Genomic DNA, 20,636 nt, shown 5'->3' with positions numbered 1-20,636 from the left:
TGAAATATCTCTATTTCTATGAAAAGAAACAAGTTGTGTTTTAGTCAGATAGGAAGCAAGGAGAGATGCGCATGCTAGAACAAAGAGGTCATGCATTATATGACTCTTCATTGCGAGATTTAAAGTTAGCATTAGATGAGTCTTCAATTGTTGCGATTACAGATCGAAATGGTCTTATTACATATGTAAATGATAAGTTTTGTGAAATATCTAAATATCCACGAGAAGAGTTAATAGGGAAAGATCATCGTATTTTAAATTCAGGACATCACCCGAAAACATTTTTTCAAGTTCTTTGGAAGCGTATTTTGAGCGGAAAAGTATGGAGAGGTGAAATTCGAAATCGAGCAAAAGATGGGACATATTATTGGGTTAAAACAACAATTGTTCCATTTTTAAATGAAAAAGGAGAGCCATATCAATTTATTGCGATCCGAAATGATATTAGTAGTAGGAAAGAAGCAGAACAGAGGTTGCGTTTAAGCGAAAGTCGTTATAGGGAGCTTGCGTATCATGATGCTTTAACGAGTTTGCCAAACCGACTACAGTTAATAACGACTGTCAACGAGATGATTGCAGGCAAAAAAGAATTTGGTATGATTTATTTTGATTTGGATCGTTTTAAATTTGTAAATGACACGTTAGGTCATATTATAGGGGATTTACTTTTAAGCGAAGTTGCTTCACGGTTGCATTATGTGCTAGGAGAGAAAGATGTTCTGGCTAGGCTGGGTGGCGACGAATTTGTGCTGTTAACAAAAAATCATACGCAAGATAAAATGAGGCAGTTAGCGACATCCGTGTTGTCGTGTTTTCAGGCACCATTCATGCTTGAAGGGCATGAAGTATACATTTCAGCTAGTCTAGGACTTTGCTCATATCCGCAAGACGGACAAGATGTGGAAACGCTATTGAAAAATTCGGATTTAGCTATGTACAGTGCGAAAGAACAAGGTAGAAATGCGGCGTGTTTCTTTACAGATGAGTTACGTGCGAAAATAAATCGTAGAATGAAAATTGAATTTGCTTTGCAAAAGGCAATTCGTGATGAAGAGTTAGACGTGGCACTGCAGCCTATTATTGATTTGAAAACGAAGAAATATACTGGTATTGAGGCTTTAGCACGTTGTTCGACAGAAGAAGGACCTATTTCGCCAGGCGAATTTATTCCAGTAGCTGAAGAATCTGGACTTATTATAAAATTAGGAGACTGGGTATTAGAAAAGTCATGTCGCTTGTTTAAAACATTGCCAGATTACGAAGAAGGTCTAAAGCTATCTGTAAATTTATCTATACAACAATTAATGCAAAAGCGTTTTATTTTATCTGTACGTAGCATTTTAAGGAGAACGGGATTTCCACCGAATCGTTTAATTTTAGAAATAACGGAAAGTATTGCTGTTCGTCATTTTGATTATATTATTGCTACATTACAAGAATTAAGAAATATGGGTATTTTAATTGCTCTAGATGACTTCGGAACAGGCTATTCTTCCTTATATTATTTAAAACAACTACCACTGGATATAGTAAAAATTGATCGTAACTTTATTCGTGAATTTCATTATGATCATGCACAGCCAGAGCGAACGATTGTAAAATCTGTTATTGAGATTGCCCATAGTTTAAATTTAGCAGTAGTTGCTGAAGGGGTAGAAACAGTAGAGCAAGAAAGTTTATTACAATCTATGGGTTGTGATTATGTACAAGGATTTTATTATGCGAAACCTTTATCTGTAGGAGAGTTAAAAGAAAAGTTAATTACAGATTTTTAATAAAAAAGAGAAGCCGGTAGCTTCTCTTTTTTTAATTCATTTTTTGTGAGTTTTTCATTAGTACTGGATAAAGAATAAGACCTAGTACGAACAATCCGATTCCTAAGAAGAATGTTTTTAAATCAGCGGTTCCCGTTTTGATAACCCAAATAGAGTATACAAATGCTAATGTAGTAATAATCCCATCCTTTATTCGAGAGCCAGGCATTATATCATACGTTTCTCCTGTAATAACCAATTTGAATTGGTACAGCGTAGAAACAAGGTATGGAATTAAATAAGCTAATGTTGCTACAACGATAGCGAAATTATAAGCTTCTGACACAGTACCAGAAATCGTTGAGAATAAGAAAATTTGCGTCATCACATTTGTAATAAATAATGATTTTGAAGGACTACCTTTTTTATTTGTTTTCGCGAAAAATTTAGGGAAAAGTCCATTCTTTGCTGCCTGGTAAGGTACTTCTGAACTAACAACGATCCAGCCAACTGTAGATCCAAATAAAGATACAAGTGCAAGTAAAGCCATGATATATGCACCTTTAGTGCCAATTGCTAAATTTAACGCGTCTACTAATGGTTTTTGAGATTCTTTTAAAGCATCTTGTGAGAGAGCTCCCATTGTAAGTAGAGTAATTGACATGTAAATAAGAAGAGCGATAATTAATCCGAAAATGGTAGCTTTTTTTACATCACGCTGAGATTTTGCACGGTTAGAAAGCATTACTGCAGATTCAATACCGATAAATGCCCAAAGTGTTGCGATAGCAGCTGAATTGATTTGTCCACCTAACGAAATGGATTGTCCTGCTTCATTCATAAATGTTTGACCGTCTCCGAAATTAGAGGCATTGAAAATGAATAATGTGATTACAATAAACATTGTAAATCCGATAATCTTTGCAATGGTAGCAAGAAGATTCATATTTCCAGCTCGGTCAATATTTTGAGAAAGAATATATTGAATTCCCCATAACATAAGGCTACATACGAGGAAAGTTAATCCTTTTCCGAGTTCTAGTGAAAATCCGTTCGTTGAAAAGAGAATTTGCTTACTTTGTAAAACTGGAAAGAATGTTGATAAATATCCAGCAAAGGAAATAATAACAGATGCGGTTGCAGCCCAGTTTGCAGCCCAATATCCCCATGCCATACTGTATCCTGCAACTTTTCCCGCTTTTTTTGAAGGGAACATTGCTTGAGCGTAACTTTGTGGTCCTGCTTTTAATTCTGGTTTTCGAATTGCTAAATTTCCAAATACGAGTGCAATCATAAATACGCCAAGACCTGTAATACTCCAAGCAAGTGTAGAACCCATTGGACCTGATACTTGTGCTAAATTTGCTGGAAGCATAAATACGCCACCGCCAACCATATTTCCGATCACAAAAGCTGTTAAAATCCATAATCCCCATTTTTTCGTTTCCATTTTTGTTAACTCCTTTGTAGTAAGTTTTGCTTAAACATCATTTTTTACTAGCTTTTTGGCAATAAAAAAAGAGCCATGTAGATAAAAAATACCTACATGGCTCTTCGCCTAACGTAGGTACAACGGGAATAACCCTTGTACCTACGCGTAATTTTTCCGCTAGGTTTCAAGGGTTACGTATGATGATGATGTTTTTGTGCAAATGTAACTACAATTGTTGTATAAGTAAGCATAGTTCTTTGCTCCCTTTCTCCTCTGATTTTGAAGTTAGTATACTACATGTTTTTTTGAATGAAAAGAAAAATATAAAAATTTTTATAAAAATGCGTTTTAGAGATTAAATATTTACCTGTATTTTTCCTATACTGGAAAATAAGTGAGAGATTGGCAGAAGAGTGTAGCGTGGTATAATACATATAGAATTAGAAGGTGACAAGGGGCTATTGTAGATGATGAGCAAGTATGAACAAATTTATACAGAAATCAGCAAGTCAATTGATAATAAACAATTAAAAGAGGGATGCAAAATCCCATCAGAAACTGAATTAATGAAGCAGTATGAAGCAAGCCGCGGTACTGTAAGAAAAGCTGTAGATTTATTACAAGAGCGTGGGTATGTTCAAAAAATACATGGAAAAGGTGTTTTTGTTTTAAAGCGAAAAAACATTGAATTCAACTTTGGTGGCATTGTAAGCTTTCAAGAAGAAAATGAACGTTTAGGACGCCATTGTATTACAGAAGTCGTGGAAATGGAGAAAGTAAAAGCGACAAAAGAGGTTGCAAAGCTATTAAATGTGAAAGAGAAAACAGAAATAGATCATATTAAACGCGTACGGAATATTGATGGAGAAAAAGTAATTTTGGATATCAATCATTTTGTATCGGAATATATTCCTGGATTAACGAGTGAAATTGCAGCGCAGTCCATTTATAAATACATTGAGAAAGAACTAGGTCTTCATATTAGTTACTCACAGAGAGTAATTGAAGTACAGTCATGTACAGAGGACGATAGAAAGTATTTAGATTTAAATGGAACAGACTATGTTGTTGTCGTGAAAAACTTTACGCATTTTTATGATGGAAGTCAGTTCGAATATACAGAATCACGCCATCGTTTAGATATTTTTCATTTTTCGGATGTGGCGCGGAGGAAGTAAAGAGGTGGAACAAACTATTGTTTCATCTCTTTTTTTATAAAAAAATCACAAACTCGTATATACGAGTGTTGACTAACTTATATATACGAGTTAATATGTAATTGTAAACGGTATCAAAAAAAGAAAAGAGGGACGGGAATATGGGGAAAGACTATCGTCAAACTGCAGAGGAAGTGTTGCAGTATATTGGTGGGAAAGACAATATTGAACAAGCTGCACACTGTGTAACGAGACTCCGTATCGCTTTAAAAGATGAAAGTAAAATAGATAAAGATAAATTGCAGTCTATTTCATTAGTGAAAGGAGCGTTTCATAACGCTGGGGTATTTCAAATTGTAATCGGTCCAGGAGATGTTGATCGAGTATATGCTGAATTGATAACGCTTGCAGGTATGAAGGAAGCGACAGTAGCTGACGTAAAAGATTCTGGAAACCAAAAGTTAAATCCAGCTCAAAAGTTTGTAAAAGTATTTTCAGATGTATTTATGCCGATATTACCAGCAATCGTAACAGCTGGTTTACTAATGGGAATTAACAATCTATTAGGAGCGAAGGACTTATTTTTTGAAGGTAAAAATTTATTAGATGTGTATCCAAACTTAAGTGGGCTTTGGGATTTAATTAATATGATGGCGAATACAGCATTCGTATTCTTACCAGCACTTGTCGGTTGGTCAGCAACGAAGCGTTTTGGTGGTAGTCCGATATTAGGGATTGTTATGGGATTAATGCTTGTACATCCTGCCTTATTAAACGCGTGGGATTACGGAAAAGCAGCGACTGGTTTAGATGGACAAAAGATTGAGTACTTCGATATTTTAGGGTTATTTCAAATTGAAAAGGTAGGGTATCAAGGTCAAATCTTACCGGTTTTAGTAGCAGCATTCGTATTAAGTAAAGTGGAAATTTTCTTGAAGAAGCATGTACCGAATGCAATTCAATTATTAGTTGTACCAATTACAACGATTGTCGTAACAGGTGTATTAGCACTAGGAATTATTGGTCCAGTTACACGTCATATTGGAGATTTATTAACAGCTGGATTAGTAGGTGTATATGAAACAGTACCAGTAGTTGGAGCAGTATTGTTTGGAGCATTATATGCACCACTTGTCATTACAGGTATGCATCATATGTTTATTGCTATCGACTTACAATTAATTGCACAGCACGGTGGCACATTCATTTGGCCAATGATCGCCCTTTCTAATATTGCGCAAGGTAGTGCAGCGCTTGCGATGTTCTGGATTTCTAAAAATCAAAATGATAAAAGTATGGCATCTACATCCGCAATCTCAGCATATTTCGGTATTACAGAGCCAGCTATGTTTGGTGTAAACTTACGAAATAAATTCCCGTTCTATGCAGCAATTATAGGATCGGCTACTGCAGCTATATTTATTACGTTAAATGGTGTATTAGCACCTGCCATCGGAATTGGCGGATTACCGGCATTTATTTCTATCATTCCGAAATCGATTCCAATGTTTATTGTCGGAATGATTATCGCAGTTGCCATCCCATTTACGTTAACGTGGTTATTTGCAAAACGAGTAAAACAGAAGTAGGAGGAAGTTGAACATGAAGGATTGGCATAAAAGTGTAGTTTATCAAATTTATCCGAAGAGCTTTAATAGCTATTACAATAAAGAAACCGGTGATATAAAAGGGGTTACAGAGAAACTAGATTATTTAAAAGAACTCGGAGTAGATTATATTTGGTTAACACCGATATACCAATCACCACAAAATGATAATGGATACGATGTAAGTGATTACTACAGCATTGATCCATCTTACGGAACGATGGAAGAGTTTGAAGAGCTTCTAGAAGAAGCGAAGGTACGTAACATTGAAATTATGCTTGATATCGTTGTAAATCATAGTTCGACGGAGCATAAGTGGTTTAAGGAAGCGAAGGAAGATAAAAATAGTCCATATCGTAATTACTATATTTGGCGTGATGAAAAAAATAATTGGCAATCTAAGTTTGGCGGGTCTGCTTGGAAATATGATGAGGAGACAGAGCAATATTTTTTACATCTATTTGATGAGACGCAAGCAGATTTAAATTGGGAGAATGAAAAACTTCGTGAAGAAGTATATGATATGATGCGTTTTTGGCTAGATAAAGGGGTAACTGGATTCCGATTAGATGTTATTAATTTAATTTCAAAAGATCAACAGTTCTTAAATGATGACGGAAGTACGGCGACAAGCGATGGCCGTAAATATTATACAGATGGTCCGCGTGTTCATGAATATTTACAAGAGATGAACCAAAGTGTTTTTGAAGGGAAAGATGTGATTACAGTTGGAGAAATGTCATCTACGACAATTGATAACTGTATAAAATATTCAAACCCTGAGCGCAATGAATTAAGTATGACGTTTAGTTTTCATCATTTAAAAGTAGATTATCCGAATGGAGACAAGTGGACGCAAGCAGATTTTGATTTCATTAAATTAAAAGAGATTATGTCTAATTGGCAAATTGAAATGCAAAAGGGCGGAGGATGGAATGCATTATTCTGGTGTAATCATGACCAGCCTCGTATTGTGTCACGCTTCGGTGATGATAGAAAGTACCGAAATGAATCTGCAAAAATGTTAGCGACAGCTATGCATATGTTGCAGGGCACACCTTACATTTACCAAGGCGAAGAAATCGGTATGACGAATCCTAAATTCGAATCCATTGAGCAATATCGCGATGTAGAATCATTAAATATATACAATATAAAGCGAGAAGAAGGATTATCAAAAGAAGAGATTATCGGGATTTTAAAACAAAAATCTCGTGATAACTCCCGTACTCCGATGCAGTGGAATGAAGAGATGAACAGTGGTTTTACAACAAGTACACCTTGGATTTCAGTGGCTGAAAACTTTACAGAAATAAACGTAGAGAAGGCGTTAAAAGATAAGGAGTCTGTATTTTATCATTATAAAAAGTTAATCGAACTTAGAAAAACATATGATGTAATTACAGAAGGAGAGTATGCTATTTTAGATGAAAATCATCCTAAAATTTGGGCATATACTCGTACTACAGAGAGTGAAGTGCTGCTTGTGATCAATAACTTCTACGGAGAAGAAATAACGTATTCAGTACCAGCCCATGTTCAGTTAGATGGAATGAAACAAGAAGTACTACTGTCGAATTATAAAGATTCCAGCAAGGATCTTACAAAACTTAACTTAAGACCATATGAATCCATTGTCTATCGATATACGAAATAAAAAGGTTGTATGCCCACGCGGCATACAACCTTTTTATTTTAAGACACCGCTATACAAAATGCTTACTTCTACCTCAGGCTTAAATTTTACTTTTGCATAATCTTTATTCCAATTTTTTTTCTTCCATAAGTCAGGGTGATAAGCAATGAGATGTCTACCAATTCCGAAAGCATCACAATTTGCTTTTTGTAGTTTGTTTGTTATTTTTTTCGCTTCTTTCGTAAGTTGCTTTGATAATTCCTTATTTAGTTTTTTTCTGGCGTCCATTTTATAAATATTATCTCTTGGGGCTTCAAGTACTATTACTTTTAGTTGGAGCTTAATGTGAGCATAAACATTTCCTTTTTTATCTGTTGTTATTTTTAAGTCTCGTTTTAACTTTCGATTGCTAATTTCTATTGCTAAATAATCAGATGTCTTCTCTGATTCATCACTAGTAAGTTTCTGGATTATACGGGCATTTGTTCCCATTTTTCCAGTTAATAATACGAATAAAACAGATTGTTTCAAAGGTAAATGACCAGTTAATTTATCATTGTTAAATAAAGCTAACCCGTTTGTAACTACTTCTTTTCCTTTTATTTTTATAGAAGGGAGGGTAAAGTCTTTACCGGGATCTAACATTTTTGTAGCAGCTGTTTCTAAAGTTTCTTTTGGAAATACACTCATATCTTCTAAGCTTTTCACTTTTTTCTGTAGAAAATCTCCAATTAGTAAATTTCCTATTTTCTTTTTTTCGAGTATCTCCGATGTTTCACCATCTACTGCAATAAGTTTTACTAAAGCAGTTGGGTTTGTTGGGTCTCGAAAGCTGACATCTAAATAGGGTAGTATACCCTTTTTTAGAATTTTGGTTCCGAGTAATTGAACACCATATTTGAAATAGCGAATATTACCAGTCACATTTTTTTTTAAGGCATCGCTTGTATCCATTATGTTATGCCCCGTTGCTGAATGTATTTCATTTTCAAATGAAGATTGCTCTCCGCTTGAACTTTTTACGAGCTCGATTGTTTGCTGAAGTTTATTCTCTTCTGTAATATCAGCTCCAATGCTATAAGCTAACCTTGCCTCCCTTAATGGTTCTTGGTCCCAACAACCAGAAAGGAGGGAACTAGTACATAATATAAAGGCTAATTTAACTCTTTTTTTGAACATACTGTTCTCCTTTCTTCTTTCTTATTACTGAATAAAGTAGAAATAAAAGAGGGAGAACAACGATAAAAATATACGTGAACTTATCAGTGAAAGTTGAAATTACTTTTAATTCTTCAGGTGTATCTATAAATAAGGCTACACTAAAAGCAATAATACCAACGATTGGAACAGCCTTTTTATGATTAGCAAGATTGAATATATGTCCAATTCCTATAGAGGCGGCACAGTAATAACTAGCAATAGAAGCTACAACAGTTATCATCCAAATTGGTATGAATAATAAATCGGTTCGGTCTATAATCCCGATATGTAAGGAGCGTAATAAGTAAGCAACTGGTTCTGGAATAAGCTCAACTTGCTTTGGACTAAATACGATAAAGCAAATCCAAACGGTAAAAGCATAAAAGAGAGTTACAAATCCATTAGCAATAGAAATTGCCTTTAGTTTTGCTACAGCAGTCCCGTTTACTTTTGGAAAAGCGATAAGAATAATTTCAAAACCATACATGGCTGTAATTGTTTCTTTCGATGCTTGAATAATATTCCACCATCCAGCCTCTGTAATGGGAAAAATATAAGAAAAATCAGCCCGGGAAAGCCCGAGGGCAATTAAAAGTGCCATAGGTAAAATGAGAATAGAGGCCATGACATAAAATCGTACGATGACTTTAAATGTATTATAAGCTACATAACAACAAGCTATTGTAAATAGGATGAGAATGGCAGACCAAGGAGTTGCTTGTAATATCCAAACTTTAATGACATTACAAGCGTTTAACATAACTGTCATACCGATAAGAGTAAAATAAAAAACATAAAGAAAACCTAATAGTTTTCCAAATTTATTACCAAATAGCATACAAACACTTTCGTACATATCAGCATCAGGAAATCGTTTTAAGAAAAGCCACATAAGTAAAATAATAAGCTGAATTGCAAGTCCAGCGATGAGTGCAGAAATCCACCCACCACCTTTAGCAATTGGATGAAGGCGGTTCGGTAGAGAAAGTATACCCACTCCGATTTGGCATTGAATAACGAAAAAGGTAAATTGAACTAGCGTGATTTTACTTTGCGTGTTTGTCACCGTCCTCATCCTCTCTCGTTACATGTTGGCGCTGCATTTTTTTCGGTTTTGGATCATGTGGTCTTTCCCAAAATGACCAAATTGGTAGTCTTACGAAAGAATCTTTCATATCTTTAATCCGCATCGGGGCAACAGGAGAAAGATATGGTGTATGAAAAGAATGAAGCTGACATAGGTGAACGAAAGTTATAATTAGACCGAATGATATTCCAACATATCCAAATATGGCAGCAAGGAGCATTAATGGAAAACGAAGAATTCGAACAGCTGAACTCATATCGTTTGATGGAACGAGAAAAGACGCAATGGCAGTTAAAGCTACAACGATGATCATTGTATAAGAAACGAGTCCAGCTTTTACAATCGCATCCCCAATTACTAAACCACCTACAATACCGATCGTTTGTCCAACGCGGCTCGGCAGACGAATACCAGCTTCACGTAATAACTCGAAAATTAGCTCCATTAAGAGCGCTTCAAAAATAGGAGGAAGCGGTACTTTTTCTAATGAAGCTTTAATTGTATACACGAGTTCGAGCGGCAACACATCAGGATGAAAAGCGACAGTTGCAATATATAAAGCTGGTAAAAGAAAGGCAATTAAAAAGCTTACTAAGCGAATCATTCGGATGAAAGAACCGACAATCCAGCGATTATTATAATCATCTGGTGATTGATAGAAAGCAAAGAGTGTTACAGGTACGATGAGCGCTGTAGGATCTCCATCAGATAAAATAGCAACTCGTCCTTCCATTAAATTTGCTGCGACTCTATCTGGGCGCTCTGTATTTAATTGCTGCGGGAAGGGTGAGAAAGATGTATCCTCTATAAATTCTTGTATGTATCCTGGAGGCATGAGTGCATCTGTTTTAATCGTTTCTAATCTTCTTTTTACTTCTACAACTAAATCGTCATTCGCTATGTTTTGCATATAAGCAATTGCCACTTTCGTGTGCATTTCTTCACCAAGTGTGAAATATTTAACGACGATATTTGGACTCTTTATGAGTTTACGAATCGAAGCTAAATTAGTTGCTAGATCCTCTACAAAACCAGTATGTGGCCCACGAACAATACCTTCATTATCTGGTTCTGTTATATCTCTCTTTAAAGATAAAGCCGTTTCGAAAATACAAAAACTGTCGACATGTTCATGAAAATATAAGGATTTTCCTTGTAATAAAAGCTGTATCCCATAATTCAAATTCGTTTCTTTTTTCATATTTAACGTAGAAAAAGCTTTATCTAAAGATAAATCCGACCGTGTTAACAATGGCTCAAGAGCCAATTGATGAATTAGATTTGGATCTGCTAAAGATTCAATATATATAATCGTTCCTTTTCCATTTTGAAAAGGGACATCTAATTTTTTTATATCATCTGAGTGACAGAGCTTATTTTCAATGTAATTAATATTTTCCGGAAGTGATGGAAACATATGCTTTTGGTTTTTACTCTCTTGTTGTCCTTTTTGCTCTGCCATAATTTCCACCTCTTTTAGAATAAAGTTACTTCTGTTAATTTTTGCTTTTTGTGAGAAATTTATGCTTGGATTATTTAGAAAAAGTAGGGGGGATGGAAAGAAAGTATATATTTGAGATATTAATATATATCTTTTGTACTATAAGGTGGTAAACCTAGCGGTATGTATAATTACATCATTCGATGAATAGGAAATTTAAGCAAAGCGATTTATAATACTAGTATTGTGTCTTGCCTTTTTAGGTACAGTACACAACCGGTGATTGGCTAGTGGAGGTTATTCCATTTTGCCAGTGCCGGTTTTTTATTGGATAATAGAGAAAATGAAGTTTTATAAAGAAAGAAGGGGTTGTTTTGAAGGATGTAAATTCTATCTTTATGAGAGAAAAGATTGCTAGTTCTTATCTTTATTTCATTTCTTTTCTTGGTTTGATTACTATAACTATATCTTTACTTGAAATTAAAATCCCTTCTTATCCAACGATATTAATATTGTTATTAATATTTATGGGGATTGCAGAGTATTTTCCTGTACGATTTTGGAGAGGAACTAGCTCGCTCACCTTTCCGATAATTTACGCTATGAGTTGGCAGTTTGGAATCCATATAACTATTATTGCTATTGTACTCGTAACACTAATTATTCACCTGCATCGTCGTTCGCCGATACAAAGAATGTTATTTAATAGTACTCAGCATGCGCTTAGTTTGATCTTGGCCGAATGGTTTTCAAATAAATGTATGTCCTTATTAATTAACAAGATAGATATGTCAGTTCTATATGAAAATTTAATATATTTGTTATTATTTTGCGTGTTTTTTTGTTTTTTCAACAACCGCTTTTACGATTTGTTAATGATACTCCTTCCGCAACCATATTCAATCTATCAGTGGTATAAAAAAACTGTAACTGTATTTCTTTGCGAAACTTTTGGTTTCTCTTATGCAGCACTGATGCATGTATTAATTAGTACATATAGTGTCGAAGTAAACGAAGTTACAGTACTGTTCTTCTTTTTTCCACTTGTAGCAGCTTCAATTATTAGTTCTTTTTCTATACGGATAAGGATGGAGAAGGAACGATTATATGAGTTATTTCTTATTACGACCGAAATTAGTCGAGGATTAACGGGAGGAAACTTAAAGCATATTAAACAAGCACTTAAAGGTTTTTTTGGCATACAAGCATATGTAATATGGACAAAAGATGATGGGAACTGGAATATTCTATTAAAAGATGGGAAAGTCCGCTTTGATATTTCTGACCATTCGGAAAATTTAGGGGCATTCGAGGGACTCTCTAAAAATCTAGTATTTAATGATTGGAAAATTGGTACGGCTCCTGGAGATGAAATATTTGATAGTGTCATACGCTCACTTGTATATTTTCCTCTTATTGTAAATGATGAACTAGTCGGAATGTTTGTTGCAGGGAAAAGTAGAACTGCAGGTTTTTTTCCGGAAGATGTACAGTCGTTAGCTACATTTTCTAACCAATTAGCTAACGTAGTTAAAACAAGGATATTGATTTCTGAACAGGAAAAAAGAATGATTTTAGAAGAAAGAAATAGAATCGCACGAGAAATTCACGATGGTATTGCACAAACATTAGCCGGGGTAATATTCCAACTAGAATCCGCGCAGAAAAAATACCGTGATAAACCAATAGATATGCAACAAGTAGTTGAGAAAAGTATAAAAGATTTAAGAGGAAGCCTAGGAGAAGTTCGCTATTCTATTTATGCTTTAAAACCATATCCGACAAAACAATTAGGGCTTAAGCAGGCGATAGCGAGTAAAATAAAATTTTTAAAACAAGAATATGAACTAGATATTACATATCATGAAAGGGGTCATGCACGTGCGCTTAGTTTTTCAAAAGAAAGGGTTATTTTTGATACATTACAAGAGAGTTTGCAAAATATTGTAAAACATGCAAAAGCAGAAAAGACTGATGTTTTACTTAGCTATCAAAGTGAGCACGTGCTTTTAAGGGTTAAGGATAATGGAGTTGGTTTTTCATTATTTGAGTCTATGGTTAAAACGAAGAATGAGCCACATTATGGTATATTACATATGAATGAACAAGCTGAACAATTAGGGGCCACTTTACAGATTGATAGTTCTGTAGGGCAAGGGACAGAAATTACACTGTTAATTCCAGATTCACAAACAAGGGGTGCGTAAAATGATTAAAATATTAGTAGTAGATGATCATGCTTTTTTACGGGACGCAATTCGGAGCATACTAGAGGATGAATCTGATATGAAAGTGGTTGGAGAAGCTAGCTCTGGGGATGGAGTATTGGGAAAAGTAGAAGAATGCGGACCAGATTGTATTTTGATGGATATTAATCTTCCGGGGAAAAATGGAATTGAAGCTACAGAGTTAGTGAAAAAAAAATATCCGAATTGCCGAGTACTTGTGTTTACAATGTATGAGCATGATGAGTATTTAATGGATGCACTTCAGGCCGGTGCTGATGGTTATTTATTGAAGGATTCATCATCGGAACAGGTAGTAACAGCGATTCGAATGTTATATCGAGGTGATTCGGTTATTCATCCGCGTATGACTAAAAAATTGATTACATATCATCAGCAAAAAATGAAAGTAGAATCAAATGAAAATGAACTGACGGAACGTGAAAAGGAAATTCTTTTTGAATTAGTAAAAGGACTTAGTAATAAAGAAATTGCTGAAGTTCTATATATTAGTGATAAAACAGTTAAAATTCACATCAATAAAATTTTTAAAAAACTAAATGTGAAAAGTCGATCGCAAGCAGTGATTTATGCAGTTCGAAATCATCTGGTTCCGTTGGATTAATTAAAAGAACTATCGTGTCTCTTTATTCTATATTACAAAGAATAAGGGATGTGATAGTTCTTTTGTACTATGTAGACCTCGAATCAATTGAACAAAAATACTCCTTTTGTCCAATTTTCAGAAAAGTCAGATTGTGAAATAATAAAAACAGAATTATAGTTTAACCCAATTAATAATCCATTTTATGAAAATTTGTTATTGAAAATAAATTGTGGGGGGCTTTTATAGAAAATTATAGTGAGAAGTGTAGGGATGGTAGTAGTGTTGGAAATTCTTAATTATATGAAATAAAGCTTTAAGATTAATAGAATTTTCAATGCTAAATGGGAATGTAAGAATCAATTTGTTTCAAAAAAATTTTACTAATGGGGAGATGCAATATGAGAAAAGGGAAATTTGGAAAGATTCTTATTGGAACGCTAACGGTTGGTATGCTATTGTCTCAAGGAATTCCATATAACGTATTGGCAGAAGGGGTAAATGAATCTGCTTTAAAGGGTATTGATGATGCAAATACCGTATTGAAAGGACTTACAAAGGAACAACGTAATGCTTTGAAGACGTTAGATACAAAACCAGGTTTTGTTATTTCACCAGGAATCAATACAGCTAGCCCTGATAATGTGAATGTAATTGTAGAATTTAAGCAAGCACCTAGCAAAATTGAGGTGTTAAAAGAAGCAGCTAAAGGGAAAAAGTTAGCTCTTTCAAATGCGGAACAAAAGGTAGAGGCATCACATAAAGGATTTAAAGCAGAGCTTGAACAGCTTCAAAAGAAGAAAGACAAAGGGACGAATTTTAAATCTGCCAAAATAACAAGAGAATATAAGAATGCTTTTAATGGGGTAGCAATGTCGTTACCAGCAAATATGATTGAAGACTTAGTTCGTACTGGTATTGTTAAGCGTGTATGGGAAGATCGTGAGGTCAAAATTGATTTGCCGAAAGAAACAGCTAAGGCGAGTGTCGAGCCAAAAATGGCAGATAGTGTACCACAAATTGGTGTGGACAAGCTACACGATGAAAAAATAACAGGTAAAGGAATTAAGGTGGGGGTACTGGATACAGGTATTGATTATAACCACCCTGATTTAAAAGATGCATATAAAGGATATCGTGCAAAGCAAGGTGAAGATCCAAGCAAAATTGATCCAAACTCTATAAAGGGATGGGACTTTGTTAATAATGATGCTGATCCGATGGAGACAACGTATAAGGATTGGCAAAATTCTGGAGGCTATCCTGAGTTTTATGATGGAAGTGCATATTATACATCCCATGGTACTCATGTAGCGGGGACAATTTCTGCAGACAAAAAGAATAACGTAGATTATGCGGTTAAGGGCGTTGCTCCAGATGTAGATTTATATTCATATCGTGTATTGGGGCCGTATGGAAGTGGTCAAACAAGTGGTATCCTTGCTGCGATTGATAAAGCAGTGAAAGACGATATGGATGTTATCAATTTATCATTAGGTGCGGCTATTAATGATCCTTTATATCCTACTTCTGTGGCAGTGAATAATGCCATGTTATCTGGTGTTGTTACAGTAGTAGCTGCAGGTAATAGCGGTCCAGGTGAAGGTACTCTTGGAGCACCTAGTGCGGCGGCACTTCCAATTACAGTTGGGGCAAGTGACGCTGCGATGACTATTCCAACGTTTTCCGCTAATGCAGGTGATTTACATGTGGATAAGATGATGCTACTTGGAAAAAGCTTTACTGATAAGATTGAAGATTTGAAAGGTCAATCCTTATCGGTTGTATATGCAGGGCTTGGGAAATCAGGTGATTTTACAGGGAAAGATGTAAAAGGAAAAATAGCTCTTATCCAACGCGGTGAGATTACATTTGATGAAAAAATTAAGAATGCAAAGGAAGCAGGTGCAAAGGCTGTAATTGTATATAACAATGTTGATGGTGAAATCACAAGTTATCTTGGAGAAAGCACTTCATCTATTCCATCGTTCCGCTTAACAAGAGTAGATGGTGAGAAATTACAAGCAAAAGCTGCCCAAGGGGATGTGGCTTTAACATTCGGTGAGCTTAGTAATATAAAAACAGAGGGAGATCATTTAGCTGATTTCAGCTCTCGTGGTCCTGCAACGAAAACAGATGATATTAAACCGGATATTGTGGCGCCAGGTGTGTCTATTTTCTCAACTGTTCCTGAATATATTAATGATCCAAAGGATGGAGAAAATTATCCGGTAGCGTATGGACGTATGTCAGGTACATCCATGGCAACTCCTCATACTGCGGGGGTAGCAGCACTCATTTTACAAGAGCATCCAAACTATAGTCCTTTTGAAGTAAAAGAAGCGCTTATGAATACCGCGGTTGACTTAAAAGAAGAGCGCTCTGTATTTGAAGTAGGATCAGGTCGAATTGATGCGTATCGTGCGGTTCATGCAGATACAGCTATCGAGGTTATTGATAAAACATCAAACGTTGTAAATGATGAAGAAGTAGAAATTGAAGAAAAAACAGGTTCTATTGCATTCGGGTATAAAAATCAATTGGGAAATGGACCTATTAAAGATAGTCGAAAAGTCCTAATTAAGAATAGCAGTAAAACAGAAGGGAAAGAGTTTAAATTAGAAGTAGAGTTTTCATCTACAAGTGTAGGTGTGCAAGATGCAGCGAAGAATGGTGTGAAGCTAAACGTACAAGATTCTATTAAAGTGGCTCCTGGTACATCAGGGGAAATTAGCCCTGAAATTACCATTCCAGAAAACGCTGAGTTCGGTAGATATGAGGGATATATTCATATTTCAAATAAAAATAATGAAAAAGAAGTATATCAAGTGCCGTTTGCAGTGAAGTTCACAGAAAAGGGGATTGAATCTGTAGATTTACTGAGAGATGCAATGGCAACAGATGCGTCTAAATTCCATCCATTTATGGAAAGACCAAGTTCACCGCTGACATTTAAATTAAATAGTCCTCTTGAAACCATTGATGCAGTTGTGAAGGATCGAAAGACAGGAAAGGCATTAGGGGTCGTTGGTACACTTAATGCAAGTAGTCTAACACCGAATGTTGAATATATGATGTTTTCTGGTATGGGAGGGTATGTACTTCCATTCACAGGAGATCCAGCTCACCCAATTGGGGATAAACCTGTTCTGTTGCCTGAGGGAGATTATGAATTGAACTTCGTTGGATATGATAAAGAAGGAAAATCTTATACAAAAGGCGATAGCATTATCATTGATAATGTAATACCTGAAATGAAATTTAAGGATGTACAACCTGGTATACATGAAGTCAATGATTCTATGTTTAAAGAAGAAGACGGACAGCGAGCATTATGGGTACATGGTAATATTTATGATTCTACAGTAGATGCATTAAAGGCAAAAGGCTTGCAGTATGATCAAAAGGCTAATCAAATTGTATATTATCAAAACTCAGCCTTCCCATCAGGTTGGTTGAATACAATTCAAGAAAATGGTGATTTTAAATTTGGAGTACTTCCAGAGGAAATAAATGAGCCGTTAAATTTAAAATTATTTGGATATGACCTCGCAACTGCAGGGAATATGGCAACTGGATATAAAGATTATGTCTTTGTAAAAGAAGGGACGGAATACGCTGTTCCAATTTATGATAAAGATAAAATCAAATTGGGTGAAAAAATTACGTTAACTTTGAATCTTAATAATGTAAAACAGCTTATGTCAGGTACATTTGAAATTCCTTATTACAAGCAGTTATTTAAATTTGCAGACGTGAAACCAAATCCAGCACTTACGGAATATGTAAAACAACATGGACTGAACTTTAAATTAGAAGATCCAAAGATAAGTGAAGAAGGAGCTTGGGAAAACAAGGTGAAAGTTGGCGCGTCATTGGAAGGAAAAGAATTTAAAGGATTAGATGGAGATACACCATTTTTAGATGTTACATTCGAGATGACGAGTGATGAATACTTTAATGATTTAACTGCATTTGGAGTAGATAAGTTCTCTTATACAAAAGTTGGTGCAACAGAAGGCAATGAGATTCCTGTGTTTAAAGATAAACCTTTTGCTATTGTTTCAAAACATTCAACGGTTACAGGATATATTGGTCCGGAAGCTTTCTTGAATGAAGAGGGGTATTTAGGTAAGAAAGACTATACAAAACTAGGAGCAAAGGTGTACGCAGTTGGCAAGGATGGAAAGAAATATACAGGAACGATTAATGAAAATGGGCAATTTGAGATTCATAGTGTTCCAGTAAGCGATAAAGAATATGATATTTTCGTAGAAATGCCAGGTCATCTAAATAGTAAATTAACAACAAAAATAGGGAAGATGCAAGACGGTGAATTAGTGGGACAAAACTTTAGAGCTGACATGGATGATAACCTTGCAGGTGATGTAAACGGCGATAAAATGGTAGATATTCAAGATGCTAGAATAGCAGCTTTATCGTATGGAAAAGGAAAAGTATCTGTAAAAGATGGAGATATAAATCAAGATGGTGTTGTAGATGAAATAGATATTCGTTTTATTGAGAAAAACTTCTTGAAAAAGGGGCCAGATGCTAAAGGAAATCAGAAACCGAAAGAAAATGTAGGGCCAGTGACATTAGATAAAATCTTACGCTCTATTGGCTTAGAACCCAAAAAATAAGTGGACAAACTTCTAGAGTAAATAATGCAATCAGACAATGAATAGTAAATGAAATGAGATTAGCTAACAAATGACCGGTAATGATTTACGGTAACATTACCGGTTATTTTAAAAGTAATATTCGTTTAGGTACATGAAGTGACTAGTTTAAAGTTAGTTCGCTTTCGTTGTGGGATGGAAATAAGGTTTGTAGTTTGAACTTTAAAAATAGGGGGACTTGTGAAATGAGTATGAAGAAAAAACTTGGTATGGGTGTTGTAACTGCAGCGCTTGGTTTATCTTTAATTGGCGGGGGAACATATGCGTATTTTAGTGATAAGGAAGTATCACAAAACACTTTTGCAGCGGGTACGTTAGATTTGAGTGTTAATCCTGAAGTTGTTATTAATGTCGACAATATTAAACCAGGTGATGAAATGGAGCGTGGTTTTCAATTAGTAAACAAAGGAACCTTAGCAATAGGAGATGTGAAACTCCTGACAGATTACAGTGTAATTGATGCTAAAGGAGATAACGGGAATTCTGATTTTGGTGATCATATCCGTGTTGATTTCTTGTGGAATTTGGATAAAAATGAGGTTCCAATTTGGTCTACTACGTTATCTGAATTAAAGGTAGCTACGCAAAACGGAAGTATTCCTGATCTTGTACAAAAAGGTGTTGTAGACCGAGAAGGAAATGGACTTGCTCCTGGTGATGATGATACTTTCTATGTAATGTTCACATTTGTAGATAATGATGAAGAGCAAAATGTATTTCAAGGAGATTCATTAAAATTAAATTGGACTTTCAATTCAATGCAGACAAAAGGTGAAGAGAAATAAAAATAAAAATAAAAATAAATGTTATATACGAGAATCAATTGATGAAGAATTGATAAATAGAGCTTTTCATAGTGTAAAGGTTGATTTAATGAATCAACCTTTTTTTGTTTTTAGATTTTTTATAGTATTCATAGCAGTACTTCTAATATTTATGGTGAATTGAATAGAGGGATATAGAAGGGATGGAAACATATGCTTTTTGTTATTATCTTGTTGTGAACTCTTCTGTTCGGACATACTTTCCATCTCCTTTACATTGAAATTATTTCTGTTAATTTTTTCTTTTTTGAGAAAATTACGCTTGGATTATTTGGAAAAAATAAGCTTGAAAGTTACGTTACGTCATCTTTTATACTGTAGAAAATAGGATATAGGGGATGATATAGATGACTTTGAGGCATATGTGGGGATGGAAAGAAATCTTATATTTATTTATGTTTGTATTCATTATTGTTCCAGTAGCAGTTGAATCTCTTTTTTATGACTATGCTTTACAAGTAATAGGGAACGCATTATATGCGGGAGTATTAATGGGATTTATAATGGCAGTGATATTTACTACTGTAGTTTATCTTTTTTGTATAAAAAGATATAAATTGTCGTGGAAAGACATTGGAATTCGGAAGCTTTCATGGAGAAATTTCCTATGGACAGTTGTAGCGCTAATTTTCTTAATTATAGTTAGTATTGCTATATTAATGATGATGGAGAAATTGGGTATTTCTTTTGAAAATAGTAAAATGAAAACGATCCAAAATGATAAATCAATATACGCGTTCTGTATCGCGGTGTTTTTTATACGTTTTTTCGTGATAAATATGGCATATGGAGCGGGGTGCTTATAAGTTCCATAATATTTACCGTTGTTCATATTCCAACATATAACACATTACCAGCGAGCTTTTTAGGTGGAGTAGTATTTGCGTGGTTATATGAGAAAACAAATTCTATTTTATCAGCTATGATTGCCCACGCACTATTCAATTTCATAGCAGTACTTCTCACATTTGTGTCGAATTAAGAAGA

At 34.9% G+C, this 20,636-nt stretch carries 12 protein-coding genes and 1 pseudogene; 9 read left to right on the top strand and 4 right to left on the bottom strand.

Annotation, left to right across the window (positions count from 1 at the left end):
- The first annotated feature begins 71 nt into the window (after positions 1-71).
- Entirely contained in the window at positions 72-1,775 is a 1,704-nt protein-coding gene (locus ACXVYO_RS09185) for a putative bifunctional diguanylate cyclase/phosphodiesterase (RefSeq protein WP_458466788.1), read from the top strand.
- A gap of 31 nt (positions 1,776-1,806) precedes the next feature.
- Here the strand turns inward: ACXVYO_RS09185 and ACXVYO_RS09180 are convergent, their stop codons facing one another.
- Complete coding sequence (locus ACXVYO_RS09180; RefSeq protein ID WP_458466787.1) at positions 1,807-3,204, bottom strand: amino acid permease; 1,398 nt, start codon at positions 3,202-3,204, stop codon at positions 1,807-1,809.
- Positions 3,205-3,653: 449 nt separating this feature from the next.
- Between ACXVYO_RS09180 and treR the strand changes: the two genes are divergently transcribed.
- The 3 genes from treR to treC all read left to right on the top strand — a co-directional run bounded on the left by treR (position 3,654) and on the right by treC (position 7,607).
- On the top strand, positions 3,654-4,364 hold the full coding sequence (treR, locus tag ACXVYO_RS09175) for a trehalose operon repressor (protein ID WP_000987245.1): 711 nt from the start codon (positions 3,654-3,656) through the stop codon (positions 4,362-4,364).
- Positions 4,365-4,504: 140 nt separating this feature from the next.
- Positions 4,505-5,932 carry a PTS system trehalose-specific EIIBC component gene (gene treP / locus ACXVYO_RS09170; RefSeq protein ID WP_458466786.1) on the top strand — a complete coding sequence of 476 codons (1,428 nt, stop codon included), beginning with the start codon at positions 4,505-4,507 and terminating at the stop codon, positions 5,930-5,932.
- A 13-nt stretch (positions 5,933-5,945) separates the two neighbouring features.
- Positions 5,946-7,607: an alpha,alpha-phosphotrehalase gene (treC, locus tag ACXVYO_RS09165; RefSeq protein WP_458466785.1), complete on the top strand. Its 1,662-nt coding sequence runs from the start codon at positions 5,946-5,948 to the stop codon at positions 7,605-7,607.
- Between the two features lie 33 nt (positions 7,608-7,640).
- On the opposite strand, the gene gerKC is transcribed toward treC, so the two are convergent.
- From gerKC to gerKA, 3 genes are read right to left on the bottom strand one after another with little or no spacing between them, the layout of a single operon-like run.
- Positions 7,641-8,765 (bottom strand): spore germination protein GerKC, encoded by a 1,125-nt coding sequence (gene gerKC / locus ACXVYO_RS09160; RefSeq protein WP_458466783.1) that lies wholly within the window; start codon positions 8,763-8,765, stop codon positions 7,641-7,643.
- Positions 8,746-9,852 carry a GerAB/ArcD/ProY family transporter gene (locus ACXVYO_RS09155; protein ID WP_458466782.1) on the bottom strand — a complete coding sequence of 369 codons (1,107 nt, stop codon included), beginning with the start codon at positions 9,850-9,852 and terminating at the stop codon, positions 8,746-8,748. The genes gerKC and ACXVYO_RS09155 overlap by 20 nt, the downstream gene beginning before the upstream one ends.
- Positions 9,833-11,335 carry a spore germination protein GerKA gene (gerKA, locus tag ACXVYO_RS09150; RefSeq protein ID WP_458466781.1) on the bottom strand — a complete coding sequence of 501 codons (1,503 nt, stop codon included), beginning with the start codon at positions 11,333-11,335 and terminating at the stop codon, positions 9,833-9,835. The genes ACXVYO_RS09155 and gerKA overlap by 20 nt, the downstream gene beginning before the upstream one ends.
- A gap of 353 nt (positions 11,336-11,688) precedes the next feature.
- Here gerKA and ACXVYO_RS09145 point away from each other — a divergent pair, with 353 nt between their 5' ends.
- From ACXVYO_RS09145 to ACXVYO_RS09125, 5 genes and pseudogenes are all read left to right on the top strand, one after another.
- Positions 11,689-13,521 carry a GAF domain-containing sensor histidine kinase gene (locus ACXVYO_RS09145; RefSeq protein WP_458466780.1) on the top strand — a complete coding sequence of 611 codons (1,833 nt, stop codon included), beginning with the start codon at positions 11,689-11,691 and terminating at the stop codon, positions 13,519-13,521.
- A 1-nt stretch (position 13,522) separates the two neighbouring features.
- The gene (locus ACXVYO_RS09140; protein ID WP_458466778.1) at positions 13,523-14,164 is read left to right on the top strand and encodes a response regulator; all 642 of its coding nucleotides are present in this window, start codon (positions 13,523-13,525) and stop codon (positions 14,162-14,164) included.
- Positions 14,165-14,544: 380 nt separating this feature from the next.
- A complete protein-coding gene (locus ACXVYO_RS09135) occupies positions 14,545-18,786 on the top strand; it encodes a S8 family serine peptidase (RefSeq protein ID WP_458466777.1) in 4,242 nt (1,413 codons plus the stop codon).
- Between the two features lie 224 nt (positions 18,787-19,010).
- Positions 19,011-19,610 carry a TasA family protein gene (locus ACXVYO_RS09130; protein WP_242242598.1) on the top strand — a complete coding sequence of 200 codons (600 nt, stop codon included), beginning with the start codon at positions 19,011-19,013 and terminating at the stop codon, positions 19,608-19,610.
- A gap of 386 nt (positions 19,611-19,996) precedes the next feature.
- A pseudogene (locus ACXVYO_RS09125) lies at positions 19,997-20,631 on the top strand (CPBP family intramembrane glutamic endopeptidase).
- Positions 20,632-20,636 lie beyond the last annotated feature (5 nt).

The sequence above is a fragment of the Bacillus sp. BC08 genome (assembly GCF_054326875.1).
The sequence above is the reverse complement of the archived record's forward strand: the minus strand, read 5'-3'. Positions and strand labels throughout refer to the sequence as shown.